This window comes from Methylobacterium indicum (genome assembly GCF_017347565.1).
In the GTDB taxonomy this organism is placed as follows: domain Bacteria; phylum Pseudomonadota; class Alphaproteobacteria; order Rhizobiales; family Beijerinckiaceae; genus Methylobacterium; species Methylobacterium indicum.
This window is the reverse complement of the sequence record NZ_AP024145.1, coordinates 117,735-139,366: the sequence shown is the minus strand read 5'-3', so window position 1 is coordinate 139,366 and position 21,632 is coordinate 117,735. Positions and strand designations below refer to the sequence as shown.

Here is a 21,632-nt window from a genome sequence, read left to right as displayed (position 1 = left end):
CCGGGATCCGGTCCGTCCTCGCGCCGCAACCAAATCTCAGGGGATGGAACGATGACCGGGGAGTGGTTCGAGACACGGCGCGGTGCAGGCCGTCGGCTGTGCCGAGTGGCGGCAGCCCTCGCGCTGACCGCGGCCATCGGCCTGGCGGGCAGCCACTCCGCCACGGCGCAGTCTCAGACGTTGACGATCAACACGGATCGCAGCGGCGCCGGCCAGAAGGCGGCGATGACGAAGATCGCGTCCGAGTTCGAGGCCAAGAATCCCGGCGTCAAGGTCGCGATCAATTTCAGCGACGTCGAGTCCTACAAGACGTCGATCCGGAACTTCCTGGTCACGACGCCGCCGGATGTCGCCTTCTGGTTCACCGGCGCCCGCATGCGCACCTTCACCAAGCGCAATCTGTTCGAGGACCTGACCGGGTTCTTTTCCGAGCAGAAGCTCGACGAGCCGATGAAACCGTTTCTCGCCGCCGTATCGGACGGCGACAAGCGCATGATGATGCCGACGAACTTCACGACCTGGGGGTTCTACTACAACAAGGAGCTCTTCAAGAAAGCCGGCGTCGAGCCACCCAAGACGTGGGCCGATCTCATGGCCGCCGCTGCCAAGCTGAAGGCGGCCGGCCTCATCCCGTTCACGATCGGCACGCGCGATCTGTGGGCGAATGATCTCTGGTTCGATTATCTCGACCTGCGCGAGAACGGGCTCGATTTCCACATGCGGCTCATGGACGGGAAGGAATCCTACACCGATCCGCGCGTCAAGAAGGTCTTCTCGCTCTGGGCCGAGCCGGTGACGAAGGGCTATTTCCTGGAGAATGCCAGCTCCTACGGCTGGCAGGAGGCGATTCCGCTGCTGTCTCAGGGCCGGGCGGCGATGTACCTGCTCGGGCCCTACGTCCTGACCTCGCTTCCCGCCGAGTTGCACGACAAGATCGGCTTCTTCCCGTTCCCCACCGTCAATCCCGCCGTGCCGAACTACGAGGAATTGTCCGTCAACGGCGTTGCCATTCCGAGCGGGGCCAAGAACAAGGCGCTCGCCCGCCAGTTCCTCGCCTTCCTGGCGCAGCCTGACAACATCGCGGCCTTCGCCAAGGCCGGCGCCGTGCTGCCGGCCCGCACGGACGTCATGCTGGACGATCCGTTCTCGGCGTCGCAGGTCGAGCTGGCGAAGGCCGCGAAGGGCTCGTCTCAGTTCTACGATCGGGACACCGATCCGGAGATGGCGCAGATCGGCATGAAGGGCTTCCAGGAATTCCTCGCCAATCCCGATCGGTCCGAGGCCATCCTGCAACGGCTCGAAGCGGCCCGGGCGCGGATCTTCAAATGAGCATCCGATCGAACGCCATCCAGTCGATCGCCCGCAAGGTTCGGCTGCCGGTCCAGGCCCGGCAACAGGAGGCTGCGGGCGGCGACTGGCTCACGCCCGCCCTCCTGCTCGCCCTGCCGCTCGGCCTCTTCCTGCTGTTGATCATCGGGCCGATCGTGCAGAGCATCGCGATCAGCCTCTACGATTGGGACGGCACGGGTCCGGCGAAGTGGGTCGGCTTGGGTAATTACAGCGAGCTCTTCAGCGATCCGCAATTTTACGTCTCCCTGAAGAACAACGTGATCTGGTTGGTTCTCTTCCTGCTGGCGCCGGTGATCGGGCTCGCCCTCGCGCTGTTCCTGAACCAGAACCTCGCCGAGATGCGGCTGATCAAGTCGCTCTTCTTCATGCCGCTGGTGCTCGCGCACGTCATCATCGGCGTCGTCTTCACGTGGTTCTACGATCCGAGCTTCGGCATCCTGGCGATCGCCTTCAGGGCGATCGGCCTGCCGGCGCCGGCGATCCTGTCGAACGAGACCTTCGTCACCTTCGGCATCATCGCGGCCGCGCTGTGGGCGCAGGTGGCCTTCTGCCTGGTGCTGTTCCTCGCAGGGCTGTCGCAACTCGACGGCGAGATGATCGCCGCGGCCCGCCTGGACGGCGCCGAACGCTGGTCGCTGTTCCGGCACATCGTCCTGCCCCAGCTCCGACCCGTCGCCTTCGTGGCGACGATCATCACGATCATCATGTCCTTGAGGAACTTCGACATGATCGCGGTCATGACGCAGGGAGGGCCTTACGGAAGCTCGACCGTGCTCGCCTACCAGATGTTCGACGCGACCATCTTCAGCTATCGCGCCGGCTACGGCGCGGCGATCGCCACGATCCTGTTCGCCATCATGAGCGTCTACATCGCCGTCTTTCTCCGCCACTCCCTGAAGCAGGAGGCTCGGGAGCGCTGATGTATCCGACCCCGATCCAACTCGCCCCCGCGCCGACGCAGGCCGCCTACCGGGTGCTGCTCTACGCCGTGCTCGTCGTCTGGATGGCACCGCTCATCGCCATCATGATGACGGCGGTACGCTCGCAGAGCGACCTGCTCGCCGGCAACTACTGGGGCCTGCCGACGACGTTCTCGCTCTCCGCGAACGTCCGCGAGGTGTTCACGACCTCACCGATGGGGATCTTCTTCATCAACAGCCTGATCGTGACCTGTGTCACCGTCGCATCCGTCCTGGTGCTCAGCACGATGGCGGCGGTCGCACTCGCCAAGTACCGGTTCCCTGGTCGCACCGCGCTGTTCGCGATGTTCATCGCGGGCAATTTCGTGCCGTATCAGATCCTGATGATCCCGGTGCGCGATCTCGTGCTGCACTTGGGCGCGTACGATACGGTATGGGGGCTGATCCTCTTCCATACGGCGTTCCAGACCGGCTTCGCGACGCTGTTCATGCGGAACTTCATCGTCGCTCTCCCCGACGAATTGTTCGAGTCCGCGCGGCTGGAGGGCGCGAACGAGTTCCAGATCATCACCAAGATCATCGTGCCGCTGCTGCGGCCGGCCCTCGCGGGCCTGTCGGTCCTGCTCTTCACCTTCGTCTGGAACGACTATTTCTGGGCATTGGTCCTCGTGCAAAGCGACGCGGCCAAGCCTTTGACGCTCGGCCTCGCCGGCTTGAAGGGAGAGTGGCTGACGGCGTGGAACCTGATCTCGGCCGGTGCGATCCTGGCCGCGATTCCGCCGGTCGCCTTGTTCTTCCTCATGCAGAAGCACTTCGTGGCCGGCTTGACCGTTGGAGCGGTGAAGTCGTGAGCATGACGCCAGCAACCCAGTCGGCGCAGCGGTCGCTCACGGCAGCCGAATGCTCCATCAATACTGCGACCCTCGGGCACGCGGAACCAATCGGCACCGTCATCGAGCGCGTCGCTAAGCACGGCTTTGGCGGCATCTCGCCCTGGCGACGCGATCTCGAGGGGCACGACGTTCGGACGGTCGCGCGGCGGATCCGCGATGCGGGCCTTTCCGTGAGCGGCTATTGCCGCAGCACCTACCTGACCGGAGCGAGCCGGGTCGAGAGGCAGCAAGCCGTTCGAGAGAACCGGCAGGCGATCGAGGATGCGGCCGCGCTCGGATCGGCGTGCTTCGTCCTCGTCGTCGGCGGTCTTCCGGCCGGCTCACGCGACCTCGCCGATGCGCGACGACAGGTCGAGGACGGAGTGGCCGAACTCTTGGAACATGCACGATCGGTCGGTGTGCCTCTCGCGCTTGAACCTTTGCACCCGATGTACGCGGGTGATCGCTCCTGCCTCACGAGTCTTGCTGAGGCAATAGCCCTTTGTGAGAGGTTGGATAGGCACGGTATCGGTGGTCTTGGCGTCGCCGTGGATGCTTATCACGTTTGGTGGGACTGGCGGGTCTCACACGAGATTCGGGCTGCCTCAGGTCGCCTGCTGGCATTTCACGTATGCGACTGGCTTATCCCAACGCGCGATATGCTCCTGGATCGAGGCTTGATGGGGGACGGGGTTATCGACTTGAAAGCGCTGAGGTCGGCAGTTGAGGAAGCTGATTTCAACGGCATGATCGAAATTGAGATTTTCTCAGAAGAGATCTGGCGGTGGGACCCCGAAACCATACTGAGTCGATGCGTCGAACGTGTATGCACCGCGTGTTGAATCGGCGTTCCAGTCATAGAAATCGATTCATTAATGTACGTTGATGTTGCCACAAGGTGAGCGGCGACCTTTGCGGCCAACGTTACAGGCGAGCAACTCCGGTGTCGCCCGGCGGGGAAGGGAATACTGCAGGGAGTCTTGAGAGAGGGTCGCACGAGCGGCGACACTAATGTGACACCGCGTGCTGCGGTAGGGGGAGGACGACCAGCGCACAGTCACGCCGAGAGCGTCGCACAGCCCCTTTCGCGCATCCCCCTTTTCCAGGGATGCATCTGAACCGTCGCGGCGGTCCTGGGGCATCCTGACCCCAGTCCGATGACAGCCCCGATGGCGCACGGCCAAACACCAGACAAGCGAACTGTTGACCCAAAGCGGCCCATCGTAGAGACTATCGAGAATGACCGCTTTCGAGCAAATTTCGGACATCCGAATTCCTGGCAAGCTGCCCTGCCGCTGGCCAGAAATATCCTTTATGGCTTAGCGCGTCGGTCTTCACGGGATGTTCGCAAAAACCTCGAATTGATGGCTTATATCGAAGCGCGACCAGTTTCGCGAGGACGCAGGTCCCTGATATGATGACCGTAAAGCTCCATCCAGACTACCGCACAGGTACAACATAGCGTTCAGGCACGGCGAAGCTGCCAGCAATGTGCCGACCGCATATGAGAGAACAGCAGGCCCGTGCCGATCAACTTAAGCGGAACGATGCACGGGATGTGCGCGGCCTAGCTGATCGGTCGCTCCTCTCATAATGCGGGCGGCGTTTCGCTGCACGCGCAGTACCCAGATTTTCCGGAATTATGTCACCGAATCGACGAGGGGTGCTGCGCGAGAGGTGTTACGGCGATGCTCATGAACGGAAAGAGCGGCAGGGACGTTAGAACCTGGTGCAGCTCGTCGTGATCCTCGACATCAAAAATCGAAAAGTTCGCGTATTGTCCAGCAATGCGCCAGAGGTGCAGCCACTTTCCATTACGTTGAAGATCCTGCGCGACGCGTTTCTCCTCTGCCTTCAGCTGCTCGAATTCAACGCTGTGATGGTCGCCGGGCGGATGGACATCCATCCTGACGTGGTAGAGCATGGGCTGGATCCTCATCCTATGTCGCGAAGGTTGGTTGCTGCAGGTCGGCTCAGCGCCGGGCAAACTTGTTGAGCTGCCCTTCATCGAGGACGACGCCGAGGCCCGGGCCGCTCGGGATGTGGACGTGGAAGTCAGCGAAATGCAGCGGCTCCCGGACGAGATCCTCCCTCAGGATCTGCGGCCCGAAGTGCTCGCAGCCCCAGGCCAGGTCACGGAAGGTCGAGAAGACCTGGAGGTGCGCGGCCGCGCCGATCGAACTCTCCAGCAGGCAGCCGCCGTAGAGGCTGATCCCCGCGGCCTCGGCGACCGCAGCGACCTTGCGGGTGCCGAGGAGCCCGGCATGCTTTACGATCTTGAGCGAGACCGCGTCGGCGGCGCCTGCCGTCGCCACCTGCAGCATGTCGTGGGCGTCGAACACCGATTCGTCCGCCAGGAGCGGCGGCACGTCCGGGCGCTGCCGCAGGCGGGCCATGGCCGGCACGTTCCAGGCGGGCACCGGCTGCTCGACGAGCCGGATACCCAGGTCCTTGAGGACCGGCAGGCATCGCGCCGAGACCGTCTCGTCCCAAGCCTGGTTCGCGTCGACGATGAACTCGGCGCGGTCGCCCAGGGCCTCGACGAGGCGCCGCATCCGCGCGAGGTCGGCCTGCGGCGCGCCGGCGCCGATCTTCACCTTGAAGGTCCGGTGCAGGCGCCGATCGAGCTTCTCCGAGGCCTCTTCGATTTCCTGGCCGACATCGCCGGAGGCTAGGGTCCATAGAACCGGGATCCGGTCGCGCACCGCCCCGCCTAGCAGCGTCGCGGCCGGGACGCTGAGCGCCTTGCCCACCGCGTCGAACAGGGCGGTCTCGATCGCCCCCTTGGCGGCGTTGTTGCGCTTGGCGGCGAGGTCCATCCGCCGCCCCGCCTCCTCGAAGAGGTCGCCTCGCATCCCCCTGACCGCGGGAGCGAGGTAGGCGTCGATATTCGCCTTGATGGCCTCGACGCTTTCCTCAGACCAACGCGGTCCCCCGAGCGTCGCGGCCTCGCCGATGCCCTCGGCGCCGCCGGCGAGGCGCAGGCGCACGAGCACGTAGTTCTGCGCCGTGACCGAGGTTTGCGACAGCTTGTGGCGGCGCACCGTCGGGACATCGACGATGATCGTCTCGATCTCCTGCACGATCAGATCGCTTTGCGTCGCAGCGTCCAGGTTTCTCGGATCGGAGTCTCTCGTGATGGGCAGCATGGCTCACTCCGCCAGGGGTCGTTGCGCGGCGGCGGGATATGCGCCGCCGCGGGCTCGATGGGTCAGGCCGCCGTCGCGTGCGCGCGCAGGACCACCGTTTCGGGAAGGTGATCCGCCTCCCGGTTGAGCGTGAAGTCGAAAGTGAGCGTCGAGAAGGGCCCGCTCAGCCCGCGCCGCGCGATCTCCTCCGGGGCTGTCTCGCGCCGGGCCTCGACGATGAGTTCGTCGCGGGTCGCGAAGGCGAAGTCCTCATGGAGGTAACGGTCCCCGGCGATGTTGATCTGCGTGGTGAGCTTGCGATAGCCGGGCGCCTCGACGAAGAAGTGGATGTGCGCCGGGCGCTGGCCGTGTCGCCCGAGCCGGTCGAGCAGCTCCTGCGTGGTTCCGTCCGGCGGGCAGCCGTAGCCGACCGGCATGATCGACCGGAACGCATAGCGTCCGTCCCCGTCCGTCCTGATCCGGCGGCGCAGGTTCCAGGCCGATTGCGACGAGTCGAAGAACGAGTACCCGCCCTTGGTGTTGGCGTGCCAGACGTCGACGACGGCGCCCGGAACCGGATTGCCGTCAGGGTCGCGGACCTGGCCCGTCATGACGATCGTCTCGGCATCCGGCTCCGGGTCCTGGTCGAGCCGTGCCTCGCCCTGAGCCAGCGGCGCACCGGCCAGCCACAGCGGTCCCTCGATCGTGCGCGGCGTGCCGCCCTCCAATCCGGCCTTGCGCTCCTCCTCGTCCAGCAGGATGTCGAGGAAGTGCTCCAGCCCCAGCCCCGCGACCAGAAGGCCCGCCTCGTTCGACTGACCGAGCCGCGTGACGTAGTCGACCGCGCGCCAGAACTCGGTCGGCGTCACCTGAAACGCTTCGATCGTCGCGAAGGCGTCGGACAGGACGCGCCGGACGATCTGCTTCAGGCGCCGGTCCCCGGTGTCGTTGTCAAGGCCGGCCGCCTTGTCCAGGAGGGCCTTAACGTCGCCGCGTTGCATGAGGGAGTCGGTCATCGTTTCCTCCGTGTCGATGTCGGTTGTTCTTGCGTCGGTGCGGGGCCGAGGCTCTGGCGCTCCCGGCCCATCGCTCAGGCCGGGACCGGATGCCGCTTCGCCACCATCGCGACGACGAGGTCGGCGAGGCGCCGTGCCAGGTCCTCCGCCTGCGCGCCGGTGGCGGCGGGGCGACGGTGGATGCCGTTCAGAAGGCCGAGGATCGCGTCCGCGGCGGCCACCGGATCGCGCGCCTCAAACTCCCCGGTCCCGACGCCGCGGATGAGGAGATCCTGGAGCTTATGCTCGACCTCGCGCTTGCGCTGGTTGATGGCGTCGAGCCGGCTCGCCGAGGCGAAGGTCTCACGGGTGTAGAAGTCGCGCAGGACGTCGACGACGGGAGCGTTCACGCGGATGAAGGCGGCGCTGAAGTCGTGGAGCTTGCGGGTGAAGCTGCCCTGGCTCGCCAGCACGGCGTCGAGGGCACCCGTCAGCTCGCCGATGAGCTGCTCGTAGGCGGCAAAGTCGCCGTCATTGGCCCGCACGAGGCTCGCCCAGGCCCCGTCCATGAACAGGAGCGGGGTGGTTCCGGGCGCGACGCGGACCGCCCGCACGAGGCCGACGAGGACCACGTGCGAGGTGAAGGCGACCTCCTGCACGAGCGTGCAGTCGAAGCTCGCGGCACAATCGCGCAGGATCGGCGCGCCGGTTTCGAGCACGTCCCATTGCCCGGCGGAGAACCGCGCCTCGCCCTTCACGCCGTCGGCTCCGGCAAAGCGGCTCGCGATCGCCGCGTGGTCGTTGGCCAGGACGTTGACGGCGAAGACCCCGCTGCCCGTGATCGCCGCGTAGCTGGCGTTCGAGCGGTTCACCGCCACGGCGATCTGCGGCGGCTCCGCCGTCAGGGACATCACCGCGGTTGCCGTCATGCCGGCGCGGGCGCCGTCGTGGCGGGTGGTGATGACGTTCACGGCGGCGGCGAGCTGGCGCATGCCGGAGCGGAACTCGGTGGGAGAGAGGCTCATCGTCGTCTCCATCAGGCGGGCGGTAAAGCGGCGGACGGCAAGGCGGCGGCGATCCGCGCGCCCGCGGCGAGCACCGTCTCGTCGGCGCCGCGGCGGCCGATCACCTGCAGCGCGGCGACACGGCCCGGCCCGAGCGGAACCGGCAGCGACAGGGCGGGATGCCCCGACAGGTTGAAGGGCCGTACCAGCGTCGTCAGGAAGACCGCCGAGCGGTTGGCCTTCGCCTCGTCGAGGGTCGGGGGGAGGTCGGGCAGCGTCGGCAGCACCAGCACGTCCGCCTCGTCGAGACGGGCGTCGACCTCAGCGCGGAAGGCCTCGCGCACCGCCTCGGCGGCGGCGAGCGCCGCGGGGCTCGTCCCGGCTCCCGCCCGCAGGCGGCCCGCCACGTCGGGACCCACCGCGCCGCCGGCCAGCAGGTGCCCGAAGGCCGCGAAGGTCTCGGCGTTGATGAACGTGAGCCCGGCCTCGAAGGCCCCCGACAGGCCCGGCAGCGTCGTACGATGCGCTGTGAGGCCTGCGGCCGCCACCGCCCGCTCGATCGCTTCCGTCATCTCTGGCCGCGCCTCGACCGTAACGAGGCCGACCCGGGGTGCGGGCAGCGAGACGGGCGTGAAGCTCGGATCGATCACCGCCATCGCGCGCAGGAGCCAGGGCATCGTCGCCGCGAAGGGCCCGACGCAGTCGAGCGTCGTCCGCGCGGGGGCGATCCCGGCGCGGCTGACGCGCCCGAAGGTCGGCTTGAGGCCGAAGACGCCGCAGCAGGCCGCGGGGATCCGGATCGAGCCGCCGGTGTCGGTGCCGAGGGCAAAGTCGGCCTCCTCCGCGGCGACCGCCGCCGCCGAGCCGCTGGACGACCCGCCCGGCACGCGGTCGGGGAAGCTTGGATTGAGGGCCGTGCCGGTCCAGTCGTTGAGCCCGGTCACCCCGAAGGCGAGCTCGTGCAGGTTGGTCTTGCCGACGATCCGGCAGCCGGCCGCGAGGACGCGCTCAACCACCTCGGCATGGGCTGTAGCGGGGGGCACATCGGCCAGCGCGCGGCTGCCCGCCCTCGTGGGATATCCGGCGATGTCGATCGTGTCCTTGACGGCGACGCGCGGACCGGCGCCGCCCAGTTCAAGGCGCTGCACGAAGATAGTCACGCACGTCGCTCCTCGTTGGCGAATGCTTCGCTGATCTCGAAGTTTTCAACTGTCTGATCTTAGCCGGCCCACGCATCTTGCCAAATTCGGACATCGAATGAGCAAGGTGATTGCGATTCATAGATCCAGTACGAGGCGCGGCGTCTTCGCCCGCGAGCAGCACAGCATCATCTGGTCGTTGCCGGCCTTCTCGTCGTCGGTGAGGTAGGAATCCCGGTGGTCGGGAATGCCCTCGACGACGTCGCACAGGCAAGTGCCGCACACGCCCTGCTCGCAGGAGACCTCGACGCGCACACCGACCGTCTTCAGGGCCGCGACGATCGACTGCCCGGCGGCCACCGGGACAACGCGGCCGGAGCGCGACAGCTCGACCTCGAACGCATCGCCGGACGTGTCGACCTCGGCGCCGAAATGCTCCTTGTGAAGTCGGGCATTGGGGTAGCCGAGCGTGGCCGCCGAGCCGATGACCCAGTCCATGAAGCCGGTCGGGCCGCAGACGTAGAGGTGGGCGCCGTCCGACGGCTGGGGCAAGTCACGCGCCGGGTCGAGGCGCTGACCGGAGCCGCCGTCGCTGTAGTGCAGATGCACGCTGCTCGCGTAGGGCGCGCTTGCCAGCTCGTCGAGAAAGGCGGCCTTGGCGCGGCTGCGGGCGCAGTAATGCAACCGGAAGGGCAGCCCGACCGCGTGGAGGTGATGCGCCATCGCGAGAAGCGGCGTGATGCCGATGCCGCCGCCGATCAGCACCGTGGCGGCGGCCCCGGCGGCGAGCGGGAAGTTGTTGCGCGGAGCGCTGATCGTCACCTGCCGGCCGACCTGGAACTGCGCGTGGATCCCCGCCGAGCCCCCGCGCGAGGCGGGATCGAGCAGGATGCCGAGGCGGTAGCGGTCGGTCCGGGCGGGATCGCCGCACAGGGAATACTGCCGCACGAGGTCCGGCCCGACCTCGACGTCGACATGGGCGCCCGGCTCGAAGAGCGGCAGCGGCGCGCCGTCCACCGGGACGAGGTCGAGCACGATGATGTCCTCAGCGGCCTGACGCCGGTCGACGATCTCGACCCGCAGCGATGTTTCGGCCATGACGCATTCCTCCAAGGTTGAGGCTTACGGCCGGGCAAGCCGCCACCGTTCCGCCGACGCGGGTGGCGTGGCGGTGAGGCGGGACGGACGGCGCAGGAAGCCTAGTTGCTAGCGATCGTCCGGTCCGGGGGGCGAGATGTGCCCGGTCGGGGTGGCCTCCGTGAGGAATTGGGCGACCGGCATTCCGGCCGCCATCTCCTCGTCCGTCGGGTCGGCGAAGCGGAGCATGGGCCGGCCGTAGGAGTCCTCCCACAGCTGGATCACCACGACCTCGTGCCCGCGCCAGGTGAAGTGCTCCCACATCTGCGGCGTGCTCATGCGATCATCGTCTCCTGCAGGTGCCGCCAGGCCGGACCCGCCTCGCCGCGATCCAGCATCAGGACGGTGCTGAAGCGGTCGGTGACGGTGCCGTTCAGGTGCTGCCGCTCGGTGTAGGTCAGCACGGCAAAGCCCGGGCCTGAATGGACCACGGTCTCGCGGCCGATCTCCATCACGAGGCCGGGGCGGCTGCCCCAGAAGCCGGGAAGCGCGGCGCGGAAGGCGTCGAGCGTCAGCAGCGTCCCGGCGGTGGTGATCATGGTGTAGCCGGGATCGAAATGCTCCAGCACCAGGCCTACGTCCCGCTCGCCCTCGGCGCGGAACCAGCGCTGGAGAACGCGGTGCAGCCCGTCGATCTCGGCGAGCGCGCGATCGGTGAAGCTCATCGGGCGTCCTCCCGACGCATCAGCACGGAGGTCTCGCCGACGCTCTCGGCCCATCCAGGCGCGAGCGGTGCGACGAAGACGTTCTCGGTGCGGGTCCGCGCGATCTTCCACTCGCCCCCGACCCGGCGGAACCGGTTCCACAGCCGCGACGAGCGCAGGAGCGAGGAGCCGTCGCCGAAGATCCAGGGCTGGATGTGCACCCAGTGCCCCAGGGCCTCGTCGCCTTCGACCGCGATGTGCTCGGTGGTGAGGTAATGCACGTTGAGGACGAGCGCGGGGTCGCGCTTCTGGCCCCAGAAGGCCTCGAAGTGCCGGCGGATCGCGTTCTTGCCGACGCTGCGGCCGAACTGGCCGTCATAATACGTGCCGACGCCCTCCCAGACCGCGTCCTCGGTGTAGAGGTCGACGATGCGCCGGATGCGCTCGGCATCGTCGTCGATTCCGGCCTCGGGGCAGGGCGTGTCGCACAGGAACATGTAGCGGGCCTGCACGCGGCGGATCTCGGCCTCCGCCCGGAGGGTCGTCACCTCTGCCGAGAGCGCCGCGACCGTGCGCGTCAGCTCGGCCAGGGAGACCGTGTCGTTCGTCGTCTCGCTCATCGTCGCGTGTCCTCCGCTCATCGCATGTACAGGCCGCCGTTCACGTCCCAGGTTGCCCCCGTGGCGAAGCCCGCCTCCGGCGAGGCGAGCTGCACCACCAGGCGCGCGACGAAGCCCGGATCGCCGAGCCCGCCCACCGGGATGGCGGCCCGCAGGGCGTCCAGCCGCTCCGGCGGCACGGTGCGATGCACCATCGGGGTGTCGAGCGGCCCCGGGGCGATCGCGTTCACGGTGACCCCGAAGGGAGCGAGATCGCGGGCGAAGACCTTGGTCAGCGCGACGATGCCCGCCTTGGAGGCGGCGTAATGCGCACCCGTCGCGGTGCCCCCGTTCTGGCCGGCGAGCGAAGCCATGTTGACGATCCGCCCATGACCCCGGTCCCGGAAATGCCCTCCGAAGACCTGGCAGCCGAGGAAGGTGCCGCGCAGGTTCACGGCCAGGACCGCGTCGAACTCGTCGGGCGGGATCTCCATCACCGGGCGCGCCACGGTCATCGCCGCGTTGTTGACGAGCACGTGGGCCGCCCCCCACCGGTCGAGGAGGGCGGACAGGGCCCGCTGCCAGTGCCCGATCTCCCGCACGTCGAGCCAGAGCGGCAGGGCGGTCCCACCCGACGGGTCGAGCGTGGCGGCAGCGGCAGCGGCGGCCCCCTCGTCCGTGTCGGCGAGCGCCACCCGGTAGCCGGATGCGTGCAGCCCGATCGCGAGCGCGGAGCCGAGGCCGCCGCCGGCCCCGGTGACCAGCGCGACGCGCCCGCTCACAGGATGTACCCGATGCCGCCGAGGGCCTCGGCCCCGTTCACCAGGCGGACCACCTTGCGCTCGATCCGCAGGCCCTCGGGCTTGCGCACGTAGACGAACTCGACGTCGGCGGCGTAGGTGCGCTCGCGCCCGCGGCGGAACTCGGTCAGCATCTGGGCGCAGCGCAGGTGGCAGCCCTCTCGGTCGGAGCGCAGCAGCCGGAACCGCGACAGGAGCCGCACCGTGCGCGCCACCGGCGAGGCCGACACCGACTGCCCGCTTACCAGCCGCTCGGCGCGCTTGGCGCGCATCTCGGCGTCGTCGTAGGCGTAGTTGAGGGTGTTCTCGAAGTCGGTGACGCCGGGGGCGATCGGCACGACGTAGCGCGCGGTCGGCGTCCACAACGCCTGCCACTCGTCGTAGGCCGCGCTGTCGAGGAGGTCGGCCTCGAGCCAGGCGAAGTGCATCGCCTCGTCGAGGGTGACGGGGGCGGCGATCATGTCCGTATCGATGGCGTTCATGTCAGGCTCCCATCAGCCGCTTCCACTGGGCGTAGGCCGCCCGCATCCCGGTTTCGGCGCTGACGTCGCTGCGTCGGCCGCCATCGGCCAAGGTCTCCTCGTGGCTGAGACCCCGGTTGAGCATCACCCAGAGGTCCGGCCCGCCCTGCGCACCGTGCTGCACCCGGTCCCAGATCTCGGCGTCGTCGGGGGTGCCGAAGCCCATCGGGCCCTGGAAGAACTCGTGGATGCGCAAACGGACGCGGTTGGCGCTCGCGGGTCCGCCGCCCATGCCGAGGGCGACGTGGCGGATCTCGGTCTCGTCCACCGCGACCGGCTGGAGCACGCGGAAGAACGCCGCCGAGCAGCCGAGATTGGGAAACAGGTTGAGGTTGAAGCCGCAGCCACCGACCGCCCGGACGATGCGGCGGACCTGCTCCTCGGGGTACTCGGTGCGCAGCTCCGCGGCGAGCTCCTCGAACCGCTCCGGGATCGGCTCGTCGAGGTTCTCCTCCAGGTCGACGAGCTCGGGCATCATCACCATGACGCTGTGGCCGTTGCCGAGATCCTCGACGAAGCCGCCCTTGTTCATGATGTCCCACGAATCCTCGGTTTCCTGATCGGCGGCCGATAGGAACGACTTGTGGACGAGCGGGAAGTGGTAGGCGTCGGTGGTGTTCTCGAGCTGGATCTTCCAGTTGCCGGGAAAGCGGAATTTGTGCTCGCCCATCGCCACCAGCGGGAAGCCGGCGCCCTGCTTCATGAACAGGTCGATCCACTTCCTGGCGCCGGCGAGGAAATCGACGAGCGGCTCGATGTCGTCCTTGAAGGTGGCGAAGATCAACCCGTTATATTCCTCGACGCGCAGCGAGCGCAGCGAGAACTGGGTCTTGTCGAGCTGGCCGTCGTAGCCCGCCTCGAACGGCACACCGCGCAGTGAGCCGTCGAGCGCGTAGGCCCAGCCGTGATAGGGGCAGACGAAGGAATTGGTCTTGCCCTGCGCGACCTCGCAGACCGTCGAGGCCCGGTGGCGGCAGCGATTGACGTGGACATGAACCGTATTCTTGCGGTCGCGAACCACGATCACCGGCTGGAGGCCGACATGGCTGGTCTTGAAGTCGCCAGCCTTCGGCAACTCGCTCGCATGGGCGACCCAGACCCAGGTATTTTCGAACACCTTGGCCATCTCCTCCTCGAAGAGGGCGCGGTCGGTGTAGAGCGCGGCGCGGGCGCGGTCGGTCTTGACCAGCTCGTCGAGCGCGAACGGCGGCGGCACGGCAACAGTCATGGCACGTTCCTTTCAGAAGGACCGGGAGGCAGGTGAGATATATACTGTAATATTATGATATATAATCACATATTGTCTGTATTTGCAAGTAAGTTATATTTTCTCGACGGATCCATGCGTCATCATTTCGGATCTGCTGGATCAGGCCGGGACGAGCGCCTGGTCGGTACCGCCGAGATAGGTCGCGATCAGGCGCGGGTCGTCGAGGAGATCGGCGGCCGGCCCTTGCGTGACGAGCTCGCCGGTCTCCAGCACGAAGCCGACATCCGCCGTCTGCAGGGCGGCGCGGGCATTCTGCTCGACGAGGAGGATCGACACCCCGGCCTCCCGCAGGGCCGCGATGATGACGAAGATCTCCCGCACCACGATGGGGGCGAGGCCGAGGCTCGGCTCGTCCAGCATCAGGAGGCGCGGCCGGCTCATCAGCGCCCGCCCGAGCGCCAGCATCTGGCGCTCGCCGCCCGACAGGGTGTCAGCGCGCTGCGTTCGGCGCTCCTTGAGCCGCGGGAAGCGGGCGAAGACCTCCTCCAGCGCCCGGGCGATGACCGCCTTCGCCGGGCGGCGCGGGAAGGCACCGAGCAGGAGGTTATCGGAAACCGACATCTCGCCGAACAGCTCGCGGCGCTCCGGGACAAGGCAGAGGCCGCACTCGACGCGCTCCTCGACATCCATGTCGCGCAGGTCGAGACCGTCATAGGTGACCCGGCCTCGGGCGGGGCACAGACCCATGACGGCACCGAGCATCGACGTCTTGCCGGCGCCGTTCGGCCCGATCACTGTGGCGATCTGCCCGGCCTCGACGGTCAGGGACACGCTCTGCACCGCCCTGATGCGGCCATAGGAGACGTCGAGCCTCTCGATCTCGAGCAGGGGCATCAGGCCACTCCCCCGAGATAGGCTTCCTGGACGCGGGCGTCGTTGCGGATCGCGGCGGGCAGGCCCTCGGCGATCTTCGACCCGAAATCCATCACCACGATGCGGTCGCACAGACCCATGACGAACTCCATGTCGTGCTCGACCAAGACCACGGTGAGGTTCTCGGCACGCAGCGAGCGCAGGAGCGCGGCGAGCGCCAGCTTCTCCTGGCGGCGCAGGCCCGCCGCCGGCTCGTCCAGCACCAGGAGGGCCGGATCGGCGGCGAGCGCGCGGGCGATCTCGAGCACGCGCTGGTTGCCGAGCGGCAGGTTGCCGGCCCGCTCGAAGGGCCGGTCGCCCAGGCCCACCCGCTCCAGGAGGCGCATCGCCTCGGCCCGGGCGCGAGCCTCCTCCCCGCGCCGCAGCGTCAGGGCTCCGGCGACGAGGCCGGCCTGGAGCCGCGGATGGGCGCCGAGCAGCACGTTGTCGAGGAGCGTCATGTGCGGGCGCAGCTTCAGGTGCTGGAAGGTGCGGGCGATGCCGGCCCGGGCGATGGCGCGTTGCGGCCGCGACGAGATCTCCTCCCCGGCGAACACCACCCGGCCCTTGTTCGCCTTCAGCGCGCCGGTGAGCAGGTTGAACATCGTGCTCTTGCCGGCCCCGTTCGGGCCGATCAGCGCGACGATCTCCCCGGCCCGCACGTCGAAGCTGACGTCCTTGACCGCGACGAGGCCGCCGAAGCGCCGCTGCACCCCGTCGACCGAGAGCAGCACGCTGCCGCGGGCGGGCTGGACCCTCCGCTCCAAGGCAGCGGCCGGCGGCGGGATCTCCCGGCGCACGGCCGGCAGGAAGCGGGCGAAGGCCGGCACCAGCCCGTCGCGGGAGCGCTGAAGGAAGAGGATGAACAGGGTCGCGAAGGCGACGACCTGGAGTTGCCCGGGGGCACCGGGAAACAGGACCGGGAACCAGTCCTGCACCGCGTTCTTAAGCAGCGCGATCACCGCGGCGCCGACGACCGCGCCGAACAGCGACCCCGCGCCGCCGATGATCGCCATCATCAGGTACTCGATCCCAGGACCGGCGCCGTAGGGCGTCGGGCTGACGTAGCGGCTCAGGTGCGCCTCGAGCCAGCCCGACAGCGCCGCCAGCAGGGCCGCGATCACGAACAGGGCGAGGCGGATCCGGAAGGCGTCGATCCCGAGGCTCTCGGCCAGGATGTTGCCGCCGCGCAGGACCCGCATGGCGCGGCCCATCCGCGACCCCAGCAGGTTGGCGGAAAGCAGCAGGCAAAAGCCCACCACGGCCCAGATCAGGTAGAACATCGGCACTGTGCCGGCGAGGCTGACCGGGCCGAGGCTGATCGGCGGGATCTGCGAGATGCCGTTGAAGTTGCCTAGGCCGTCGACGGTGCCGAACAGGAACGAGATCGACAGCCCCCAGGCGAGCGTGCCGAGCGATAGGAAATGCCCCTTCAGCCGCAAGGTCAGCGCGCCGAGCATCAGGGCGAGGAGCCCGGTGAGGGCGAGCGCGAAGGCCAGCCCGAGCCAGGGCGAGGCGGCGTGGCGCGTGGTGAGCCAGGCCGTGGCGTAGGCGGCGACGCCGACAAAGGCCGCCTGCCCGAACGAGACCATGCCGCCGATGCCGGTCAGGAGCACGAGGCCGAGCGCCACGAGCGCGTAGACGCCGATGTAGTTCAGCAGCGTCACGGTAAAGGACTGGAGGACCAGCGGCGCGAGGGCGAGAAGCGCGACGGCGGCGGCGACACCCAAGCGGGGGACGAGCGGGCTGACGCCGATGCTCTCGCGGGGAGGCGAGGGAGCAGGGGATTGAGGGACGGAGGCGACGTTGCTGGCGACCTCCTCGCGGGTGGTCGGGATGCTGAATGAGCTCATTCCTCGATCTCCTCTTCGGAGTGGGTGGTGGCGATCGAGCGCCAGAGCAGGACAGGGACGAGGACGGCGAAGACGATCACCTCCTTGAACGAGGAGGAGAAGAACGAGGCGTAGGAGCCGAGAAGCCCGACCAGCAGGGCGCCCAGCGCCGTGCCCGGATAGTTGGTCAGCCCGCCGATGATCGCGCCCACGAAGGCGAACAGCCCGAGCAGGAAGCCGCTGTCGTAGAAGATCGTGTTCACCGGCGCGATCAGCACGCCGGAGATCGCGGCGAGCAGGGAGCCGATCAAGTAGGCGATGGTGCCCGCCCGCTCGGGACGGATCGCCACCAGACGCGCGCCGAGCCGGTTGACCGCGGTGGCGTGCAGGGCCTTGCCGGTGAGCGTGTGGTTGAAGAACAGGAACAGCAGCAGGCTGAAGGAGGCCGCCGCGACCACGATCAAGGCGGTCTGGCCGGAGACCAGCACGTCGCCGAAGTTCAGCGCCGCCTCCGTCAGGGGCTGGGTCCGCACGCCCTCGGCCCCGAAGCAGAGGAGGCCGATCCCCGCGAGCGCGAAGTGGAGCGCCACCGAGATGATCATCAGGAGCAGCACGCTGGCATCGGCGACCGGGCGGAACACGATGCGGTCGAGGAGCGGCGCCAGCGGCAGCACCGCCGCGATGGCGAGCACGACGCGCACCGGCATCGGCCAGTCCGTGCCCGAGGCTGCCCAGACAATCCCCGAGACCGCCAGCGGCAGGACGAGATAGAACAGGAGGGCCCTCGGCACCGCCCGCGCCTTGCCGTGGCGCAGGAGGCTCGAGACCTCCATGAGCGTGGCCACCACCGCAACCACGGCGACGAGGCCGGCGGTGCCGGGCGCGCGCTTGGCTTCCAGGGCCGAGAGCGTCAGCGCCGCGTAGACGGCGATGTCGCCGAAGGGGACGAAGATCACCCGCGTCACCGTGAAGATCAGCACCATGCCGATGGCGAGCAGGACGTAGACGGCGCCGGTGGTGATGCCGTCGACCATCAGGAGGGTGGCGATGTCGAGATCCACGGCCGGCCTCCTTACGGCAGGTAGGTCCAGGTGCCGCCCTGGAGGCGGACCATGACGACGCTGCGCTCGTCGACGCCGAAGGAGGAGGCCGGCGTGTAGGTGTACACGGCCTCCGTGCCCGGCAGCTCCTTGGTGGCGAAGATCGCCTCGTTGAGCGCGCGCCGGAACCCGGGCGCCCCGGGCTTCGCGCCGGCGGCGATTGCCCGCTTCGACGCGTCCGTCATGATCAGCCAGGCATCGAAGGCGTAGGCCGAGAAGCTGTCGGTGCTCGGGGTGCCGTTGGCCTTCTGGTAGGCCTCGCGGAAGGCCCGGGACGGCGCCTTGGCGAAGTGGCCTTCGGGCAATTGCTCGGCGACGATGACCGGGCCGGTCGGCAGCTCGATCCCGTCCGCCGACTTGCCGGCAACCCGGATGAAGTCGGGGTTCACCAGGGCGGCGTTGCCGTAGAGCCGGCCCTTGTAGCCGCGCTCCTGGAGCGCCAGCAGGGGCAGCGCCCCTTGCGTCGCCGAGCCGCCGTCGAGCACGCCGTCGGGCTTCGTCGCCAGTACCTTCAGGATCTGGCCGGTGACCGAGGAATCGGTGCGGGTGTAGCGCTGGTCGGTGGTGATGGTGAGGGTGCCGCCCGCCTCGGCGGCCTTGGTCCCGTTGAAGACGAGGTCGCCCCAGGCGTCGGAGAAGCCGATATAGCCGACCCGCTTGGTGCCGTTCTTCGCCATGCGGTCGGTGACCACCTTCATCATCAGCGACGGGGTCTGCGGCACGCAGATCGCCCAGCGATCGCCGCTCTGGCTCGCCTCGACGTTGATCGGCGAGATGGCGATCATCGGCACCTTCAGCTCCGCCGCCACCGCCGCCATGGCGAGCGTCGAGGGGGCCGACGAAGTCCCGATCAGGATGTCGACCTTGTTCTCCTCGACGAGCTTGCGGGCGTTGCGAGTGGCCGCCGACGGATCGGAGCCGTCGTCGAGCTGGATCAGCCGGATCGTCTCGCCGGCGACCGTGTCGCGGTAGAGATGGGCGGCCTTGATCCCGTTGCCGTACAGGATGCCGATCGAGGAGGCCGGACCACTCAGCGAGGTCACGAAGCCGACGGTGATCTCGGCCTGCGCCGGCAGCGTGGCGAGCAGTGCGCCGCCGAGCATCGTACAATAAAGAAAATGCTTCATGGGCGTCTCGCTCAGGCAAGAGGAATCGCGAGGGGCGGTGGCTCAGGGTGAGGCGGGCTCAGGGATAAGCCGGTCCGGCCGGCGCGGCGCCGGCCAGCATTGCCCCGGCATTTTCCAGCGTGCCCTCGGTTAGGAAGGCGTGCTGCGTAACCACCATCGAGTCGCGCACGATGTGCTGCATCCGGTGGTTCTTATGGATCGCCGACATGCCGGCGATCCGGTAGGCCCGCATGATGACATCGGCGCTCACATGCGCGGCGTGGGTGGCCGAGAGCCGGATCAGGTTGGCCTGGTCGGGCGAGACCTCGTCGCCCCGCACCAGCGCGTCCCAGGCGGCCTCGGCGGTCTCGTAGAAGAAGGCGCGGGCGGCGCGCCAGGCCGCCTCGGCCCGGGCGAGTTCGAGCTTGTAGTAGCCGCGGTCGGCGAGTCGGGGGGCGCCCGTGATGGTCTTCGTCACGCCGCCCATCTCGGTTGCGAGATCCAGCGCCGCCCGGGCGAGGCCGACGTTGCAGGCCGCGTGGACCTCGGCCTGGAAGCAGACCGCCGGGTAGCGGAACAGCGGCTCGTCGATCGTCGCGGGGCCGCCGCGCACGAAGGTCCAGGCCTCCGGATAGAACTTGTCGGTGACCCTCGTGTCGTGGCTGCCGGTGCCCTGCATGCCGACGACGTCCCAGTTGGGCACGATCTCGACCTCCGCGGCGGGCGCCACCGCGGCCAGCATCCGCGGCCGGCCGGGCGCGCCCTCCCCGGCGGGCGGGCCGTCCACCTCGATGCCGACGCCGATCCAGTCGGCGCCCATGCAGCCACTGGCGAAGCGCCAGCGCCCGGTCACCTGCCATCCGCCCTCGACGGCCCGGGCCTTCTGCGCCGGGTAGAGGCCGCCGGCGAAGACCTGGTCGGGCCCATCGGCGTAGATGATCCGCTGCGTCTCGATCGGCAGCGAGGCCATGTAGGTGTTGGCCGAGCCGAAGGCTGCGACCCAGGCGGCCGAGCCGTCGGCCGTCGCGATGCGCTCGACAATGCGCATGAAATCGGCCGGCGGCATCGGCTCGCCGCCGAACATCGTCGGGGTCGTCGCCCGGTAGATGCCGACCTGCTTCATCATCGCGACGACGTCGCGCGGGACGTAAGTCAGGTCGTCGAATTCGTCGCGGCGGCGGGCGATCTCGGCGACGAGCCCGTCGAGCGTCATCGGACCCGGCGCTTCGGGGTGGAACGAGGGAACGGCGCAGGCCTCAGCCGTGCGGCGGGCGGCGGTGACGAACATGCTGGCCTCTTCCGCTTGGATGCAAGGAAGCTTCCGAATGCTTCCGGCACGGTGCAAAAAATCTGCCCAAGGCCTAGCAACCGTCGTATTATTGGTCCAAATCATAATCTTTATGATGTGCATGAAGCCGGCGAATATGGCCCTGTCAGACCTGAACCTCCTCCGGGTCTTCCTCGCCATCTGGGAGACCCGCAACCTCACGGCGGCGGGCCAGCAGCTCGGGCTGACGCAGCCGGCGGTGAGTCACGCCCTGCGGCGGCTGCGGGAGGCCTTCAACGACCCGCTCTTCGTGCGCGTCCCGAGCGGGGTCCTGCCGACGGAGACCGCGGCACGGCTGCACGGGCCGCTCAGCGAGGCGCTGCGGATCATCCGCCACGCGGTCCAGGACGGCGAGATCTTCGATCCCGGACGCGCTCATCGCGTCTTCCGCATCGCGATGTCCGACGTCTCCGAGTTCTACTTCTTGCCGACTCTCATGGGCTGGCTGAGTGAGACCGCTCCCGCGGTGGACTTGAAGGTGGTGCCGCTCGACCCGGCGAAGGCCGCCCAGTTGATGCGGGCGGGCGAGGTCGATCTCACCATCGGGTTTCTGTCGGAACTCGAGGAGGAGGACGACATCGACAGCCGATACCTCTTCACGGACACGTGCGCGTGCCTCGTGCGCTCAGGGCATCCGATCCTCGACAGGGGGGATGCCGCACCGGACCTCGCCTCGCTCCGCTACATCAACGCGAACGTGACGGCGCCCGGCCACCAAGCGGTCGAGCGCTGGCTCACCGAGGCGGGCGTCAAGCGGCAGGTCGCCCTACGGCTCGGCCACTTCATGGCGGCGCCGAGCGTGGTGCGCGACACGGATCTCGCTGTAGTCTTCCCAACGAGCATCGCCAGGCAGATGAACGGCGACGAGGCCTTCGCCCTCCTGCCCCTGCCGCCTGGCCACCCGGTGGTCGACGTCCGGGTCCACACCCACGCGCATTTCCGTGGCGATACCGGTATCCGCTGGCTGACCGACAGCCTGATCGAACTCTTCGGCGATCGACCCTAGAGCATTTTCCGACGAAGGGGCTGCTGGTTC

22 protein-coding genes are annotated in these 21,632 nt (G+C 68.2%); 5 read left to right on the top strand and 17 right to left on the bottom strand.

Translation table 11 applies throughout. The features are described 5' to 3' along the window. The first annotated feature begins 51 nt into the window (after positions 1–51). From miv_RS00690 to miv_RS00675, 4 genes are read left to right on the top strand one after another with little or no spacing between them, the layout of a single operon-like run. Positions 52–1,329, top strand: coding sequence for an ABC transporter substrate-binding protein (locus miv_RS00690; RefSeq protein ID WP_207180874.1), 1,278 nt, complete (start codon positions 52–54; stop codon positions 1,327–1,329). After that, the gene (locus miv_RS00685; RefSeq protein ID WP_207180869.1) at positions 1,326–2,270 is read left to right on the top strand and encodes a carbohydrate ABC transporter permease; all 945 of its coding nucleotides are present in this window, start codon (positions 1,326–1,328) and stop codon (positions 2,268–2,270) included. Before miv_RS00690 ends, miv_RS00685 begins: the two co-directional genes overlap by 4 nt. Further along, entirely contained in the window at positions 2,270–3,121 is an 852-nt protein-coding gene (locus miv_RS00680) for a carbohydrate ABC transporter permease (RefSeq protein WP_207180868.1), read from the top strand. Before miv_RS00685 ends, miv_RS00680 begins: the two co-directional genes overlap by 1 nt. Positions 3,122–3,123: 2 nt before the next feature. Then, a complete protein-coding gene (locus tag miv_RS00675) occupies positions 3,124–3,984 on the top strand; it encodes a sugar phosphate isomerase/epimerase family protein (protein ID WP_207183342.1) in 861 nt (286 codons plus the stop codon). Between the two features lie 803 nt (positions 3,985–4,787). Here the strand turns inward: miv_RS00675 and catC are convergent. The 17 genes from catC to miv_RS00590 all read right to left on the bottom strand — a co-directional run bounded on the left by catC (position 4,788) and on the right by miv_RS00590 (position 20,557). Next, on the bottom strand, positions 4,788–5,066 hold the full coding sequence (catC, locus tag miv_RS00670; protein WP_207180867.1) for a muconolactone Delta-isomerase: 279 nt from the start codon (positions 5,064–5,066) through the stop codon (positions 4,788–4,790). 49 nt (positions 5,067–5,115) lie between these two features. Further along, complete coding sequence (locus miv_RS00665) at positions 5,116–6,225, bottom strand: muconate/chloromuconate family cycloisomerase (protein ID WP_244748810.1); 1,110 nt, start codon at positions 6,223–6,225, stop codon at positions 5,116–5,118. A gap of 128 nt (positions 6,226–6,353) precedes the next feature. Further along, entirely contained in the window at positions 6,354–7,286 is a 933-nt protein-coding gene (gene catA, locus miv_RS00660; protein ID WP_207180865.1) for a catechol 1,2-dioxygenase, read from the bottom strand. A gap of 74 nt (positions 7,287–7,360) precedes the next feature. Beyond that, positions 7,361–8,290: a flavin reductase gene (locus miv_RS00655; RefSeq protein ID WP_207180862.1), complete on the bottom strand. Its 930-nt coding sequence runs from the start codon at positions 8,288–8,290 to the stop codon at positions 7,361–7,363. 11 nt (positions 8,291–8,301) lie between these two features. Continuing rightward, positions 8,302–9,429, bottom strand: coding sequence for an amidase (locus miv_RS00650; RefSeq protein WP_207180860.1), 1,128 nt, complete (start codon positions 9,427–9,429; stop codon positions 8,302–8,304). Between the two features lie 117 nt (positions 9,430–9,546). Further along, a complete protein-coding gene (locus miv_RS00645) occupies positions 9,547–10,506 on the bottom strand; it encodes a PDR/VanB family oxidoreductase (RefSeq protein ID WP_207180858.1) in 960 nt (319 codons plus the stop codon). Between the two features lie 108 nt (positions 10,507–10,614). Continuing rightward, on the bottom strand, positions 10,615–10,824 hold the full coding sequence (locus miv_RS00640) for a hypothetical protein (RefSeq protein WP_207180856.1): 210 nt from the start codon (positions 10,822–10,824) through the stop codon (positions 10,615–10,617). Further along, positions 10,821–11,210 (bottom strand): DUF4440 domain-containing protein, encoded by a 390-nt coding sequence (locus miv_RS00635; RefSeq protein WP_207180854.1) that lies wholly within the window; start codon positions 11,208–11,210, stop codon positions 10,821–10,823. Before miv_RS00635 ends, miv_RS00640 begins: the two co-directional genes overlap by 4 nt. Then, positions 11,207–11,809, bottom strand: coding sequence for a nuclear transport factor 2 family protein (locus tag miv_RS00630; protein ID WP_207180852.1), 603 nt, complete (start codon positions 11,807–11,809; stop codon positions 11,207–11,209). The genes miv_RS00635 and miv_RS00630 overlap by 4 nt, the downstream gene beginning before the upstream one ends. A gap of 17 nt (positions 11,810–11,826) precedes the next feature. After that, positions 11,827–12,570 carry an SDR family NAD(P)-dependent oxidoreductase gene (locus miv_RS00625; protein WP_207180850.1) on the bottom strand — a complete coding sequence of 248 codons (744 nt, stop codon included), beginning with the start codon at positions 12,568–12,570 and terminating at the stop codon, positions 11,827–11,829. Further along, complete coding sequence (locus miv_RS00620) at positions 12,567–13,070, bottom strand: aromatic-ring-hydroxylating dioxygenase subunit beta (RefSeq protein WP_207180848.1); 504 nt, start codon at positions 13,068–13,070, stop codon at positions 12,567–12,569. The genes miv_RS00625 and miv_RS00620 overlap by 4 nt, the downstream gene beginning before the upstream one ends. Position 13,071: 1 nt before the next feature. Next, positions 13,072–14,337, bottom strand: a complete 1,266-nt coding sequence (locus miv_RS00615; protein ID WP_207180846.1) for an aromatic ring-hydroxylating dioxygenase subunit alpha — start codon at positions 14,335–14,337, stop codon at positions 13,072–13,074. 141 nt (positions 14,338–14,478) lie between these two features. Next, positions 14,479–15,216 (bottom strand): ABC transporter ATP-binding protein, encoded by a 738-nt coding sequence (locus tag miv_RS00610; protein WP_207183341.1) that lies wholly within the window; start codon positions 15,214–15,216, stop codon positions 14,479–14,481. Further along, positions 15,213–17,084 (bottom strand): branched-chain amino acid ABC transporter ATP-binding protein/permease, encoded by a 1,872-nt coding sequence (locus miv_RS00605; protein ID WP_207180838.1) that lies wholly within the window; start codon positions 17,082–17,084, stop codon positions 15,213–15,215. The genes miv_RS00610 and miv_RS00605 overlap by 4 nt, the downstream gene beginning before the upstream one ends. Next, complete coding sequence (locus tag miv_RS00600) at positions 17,081–18,124, bottom strand: branched-chain amino acid ABC transporter permease (RefSeq protein ID WP_207180836.1); 1,044 nt, start codon at positions 18,122–18,124, stop codon at positions 17,081–17,083. The genes miv_RS00605 and miv_RS00600 overlap by 4 nt, the downstream gene beginning before the upstream one ends. 11 nt (positions 18,125–18,135) lie before the next feature. Then, entirely contained in the window at positions 18,136–19,290 is a 1,155-nt protein-coding gene (locus miv_RS00595; RefSeq protein WP_207180834.1) for an ABC transporter substrate-binding protein, read from the bottom strand. Positions 19,291–19,348: 58 nt separating this feature from the next. Next, entirely contained in the window at positions 19,349–20,557 is a 1,209-nt protein-coding gene (locus miv_RS00590; protein ID WP_207180833.1) for an acyl-CoA dehydrogenase family protein, read from the bottom strand. Positions 20,558–20,693: 136 nt separating this feature from the next. Between miv_RS00590 and miv_RS00585 the strand changes: the two genes are divergently transcribed. Further along, the gene (locus miv_RS00585; RefSeq protein WP_244748809.1) at positions 20,694–21,602 is read left to right on the top strand and encodes a LysR family transcriptional regulator; all 909 of its coding nucleotides are present in this window, start codon (positions 20,694–20,696) and stop codon (positions 21,600–21,602) included. The last annotated feature ends 30 nt before the right edge of the window (positions 21,603–21,632 follow it).

Bases quoted from the DNA above. Each gene is read 5' to 3' on its own strand.
- miv_RS00685 (WP_207180869.1), top strand. From the start codon at position 1,326: ATGAGCATCCGATCGAACGCCATCCAGTCGATCGCCCGCAAGGTTCGG.
- catC (WP_207180867.1), bottom strand. From the start codon at position 5,066: ATGCTCTACCACGTCAGGATGGATGTCCATCCGCCCGGCGACCATCAC.
- miv_RS00585 (WP_244748809.1), top strand. From the start codon at position 20,694: ATGGCCCTGTCAGACCTGAACCTCCTCCGGGTCTTCCTCGCCATCTGG.
- miv_RS00675 (WP_207183342.1), top strand. From the start codon at position 3,124: ATGACGCCAGCAACCCAGTCGGCGCAGCGGTCGCTCACGGCAGCCGAA.
- miv_RS00595 (WP_207180834.1), bottom strand. From the start codon at position 19,290: ATGAAGCATTTTCTTTATTGTACGATGCTCGGCGGCGCACTGCTCGCC.
- miv_RS00680 (WP_207180868.1), top strand. From the start codon at position 2,270: ATGTATCCGACCCCGATCCAACTCGCCCCCGCGCCGACGCAGGCCGCC.
- miv_RS00630 (WP_207180852.1), bottom strand. From the start codon at position 11,809: ATGAGCGAGACGACGAACGACACGGTCTCCCTGGCCGAGCTGACGCGC.
- miv_RS00590 (WP_207180833.1), bottom strand. From the start codon at position 20,557: ATGTTCGTCACCGCCGCCCGCCGCACGGCTGAGGCCTGCGCCGTTCCC.
- catA (WP_207180865.1), bottom strand. From the start codon at position 7,286: ATGACCGACTCCCTCATGCAACGCGGCGACGTTAAGGCCCTCCTGGAC.
- miv_RS00645 (WP_207180858.1), bottom strand. From the start codon at position 10,506: ATGGCCGAAACATCGCTGCGGGTCGAGATCGTCGACCGGCGTCAGGCC.
- miv_RS00615 (WP_207180846.1), bottom strand. From the start codon at position 14,337: ATGACTGTTGCCGTGCCGCCGCCGTTCGCGCTCGACGAGCTGGTCAAG.
- miv_RS00635 (WP_207180854.1), bottom strand. From the start codon at position 11,210: ATGAGCTTCACCGATCGCGCGCTCGCCGAGATCGACGGGCTGCACCGC.
- miv_RS00640 (WP_207180856.1), bottom strand. From the start codon at position 10,824: ATGAGCACGCCGCAGATGTGGGAGCACTTCACCTGGCGCGGGCACGAG.
- miv_RS00605 (WP_207180838.1), bottom strand. From the start codon at position 17,084: ATGAGCTCATTCAGCATCCCGACCACCCGCGAGGAGGTCGCCAGCAAC.
- miv_RS00620 (WP_207180848.1), bottom strand. From the start codon at position 13,070: ATGAACGCCATCGATACGGACATGATCGCCGCCCCCGTCACCCTCGAC.
- miv_RS00655 (WP_207180862.1), bottom strand. From the start codon at position 8,290: ATGAGCCTCTCTCCCACCGAGTTCCGCTCCGGCATGCGCCAGCTCGCC.
- miv_RS00690 (WP_207180874.1), top strand. From the start codon at position 52: ATGACCGGGGAGTGGTTCGAGACACGGCGCGGTGCAGGCCGTCGGCTG.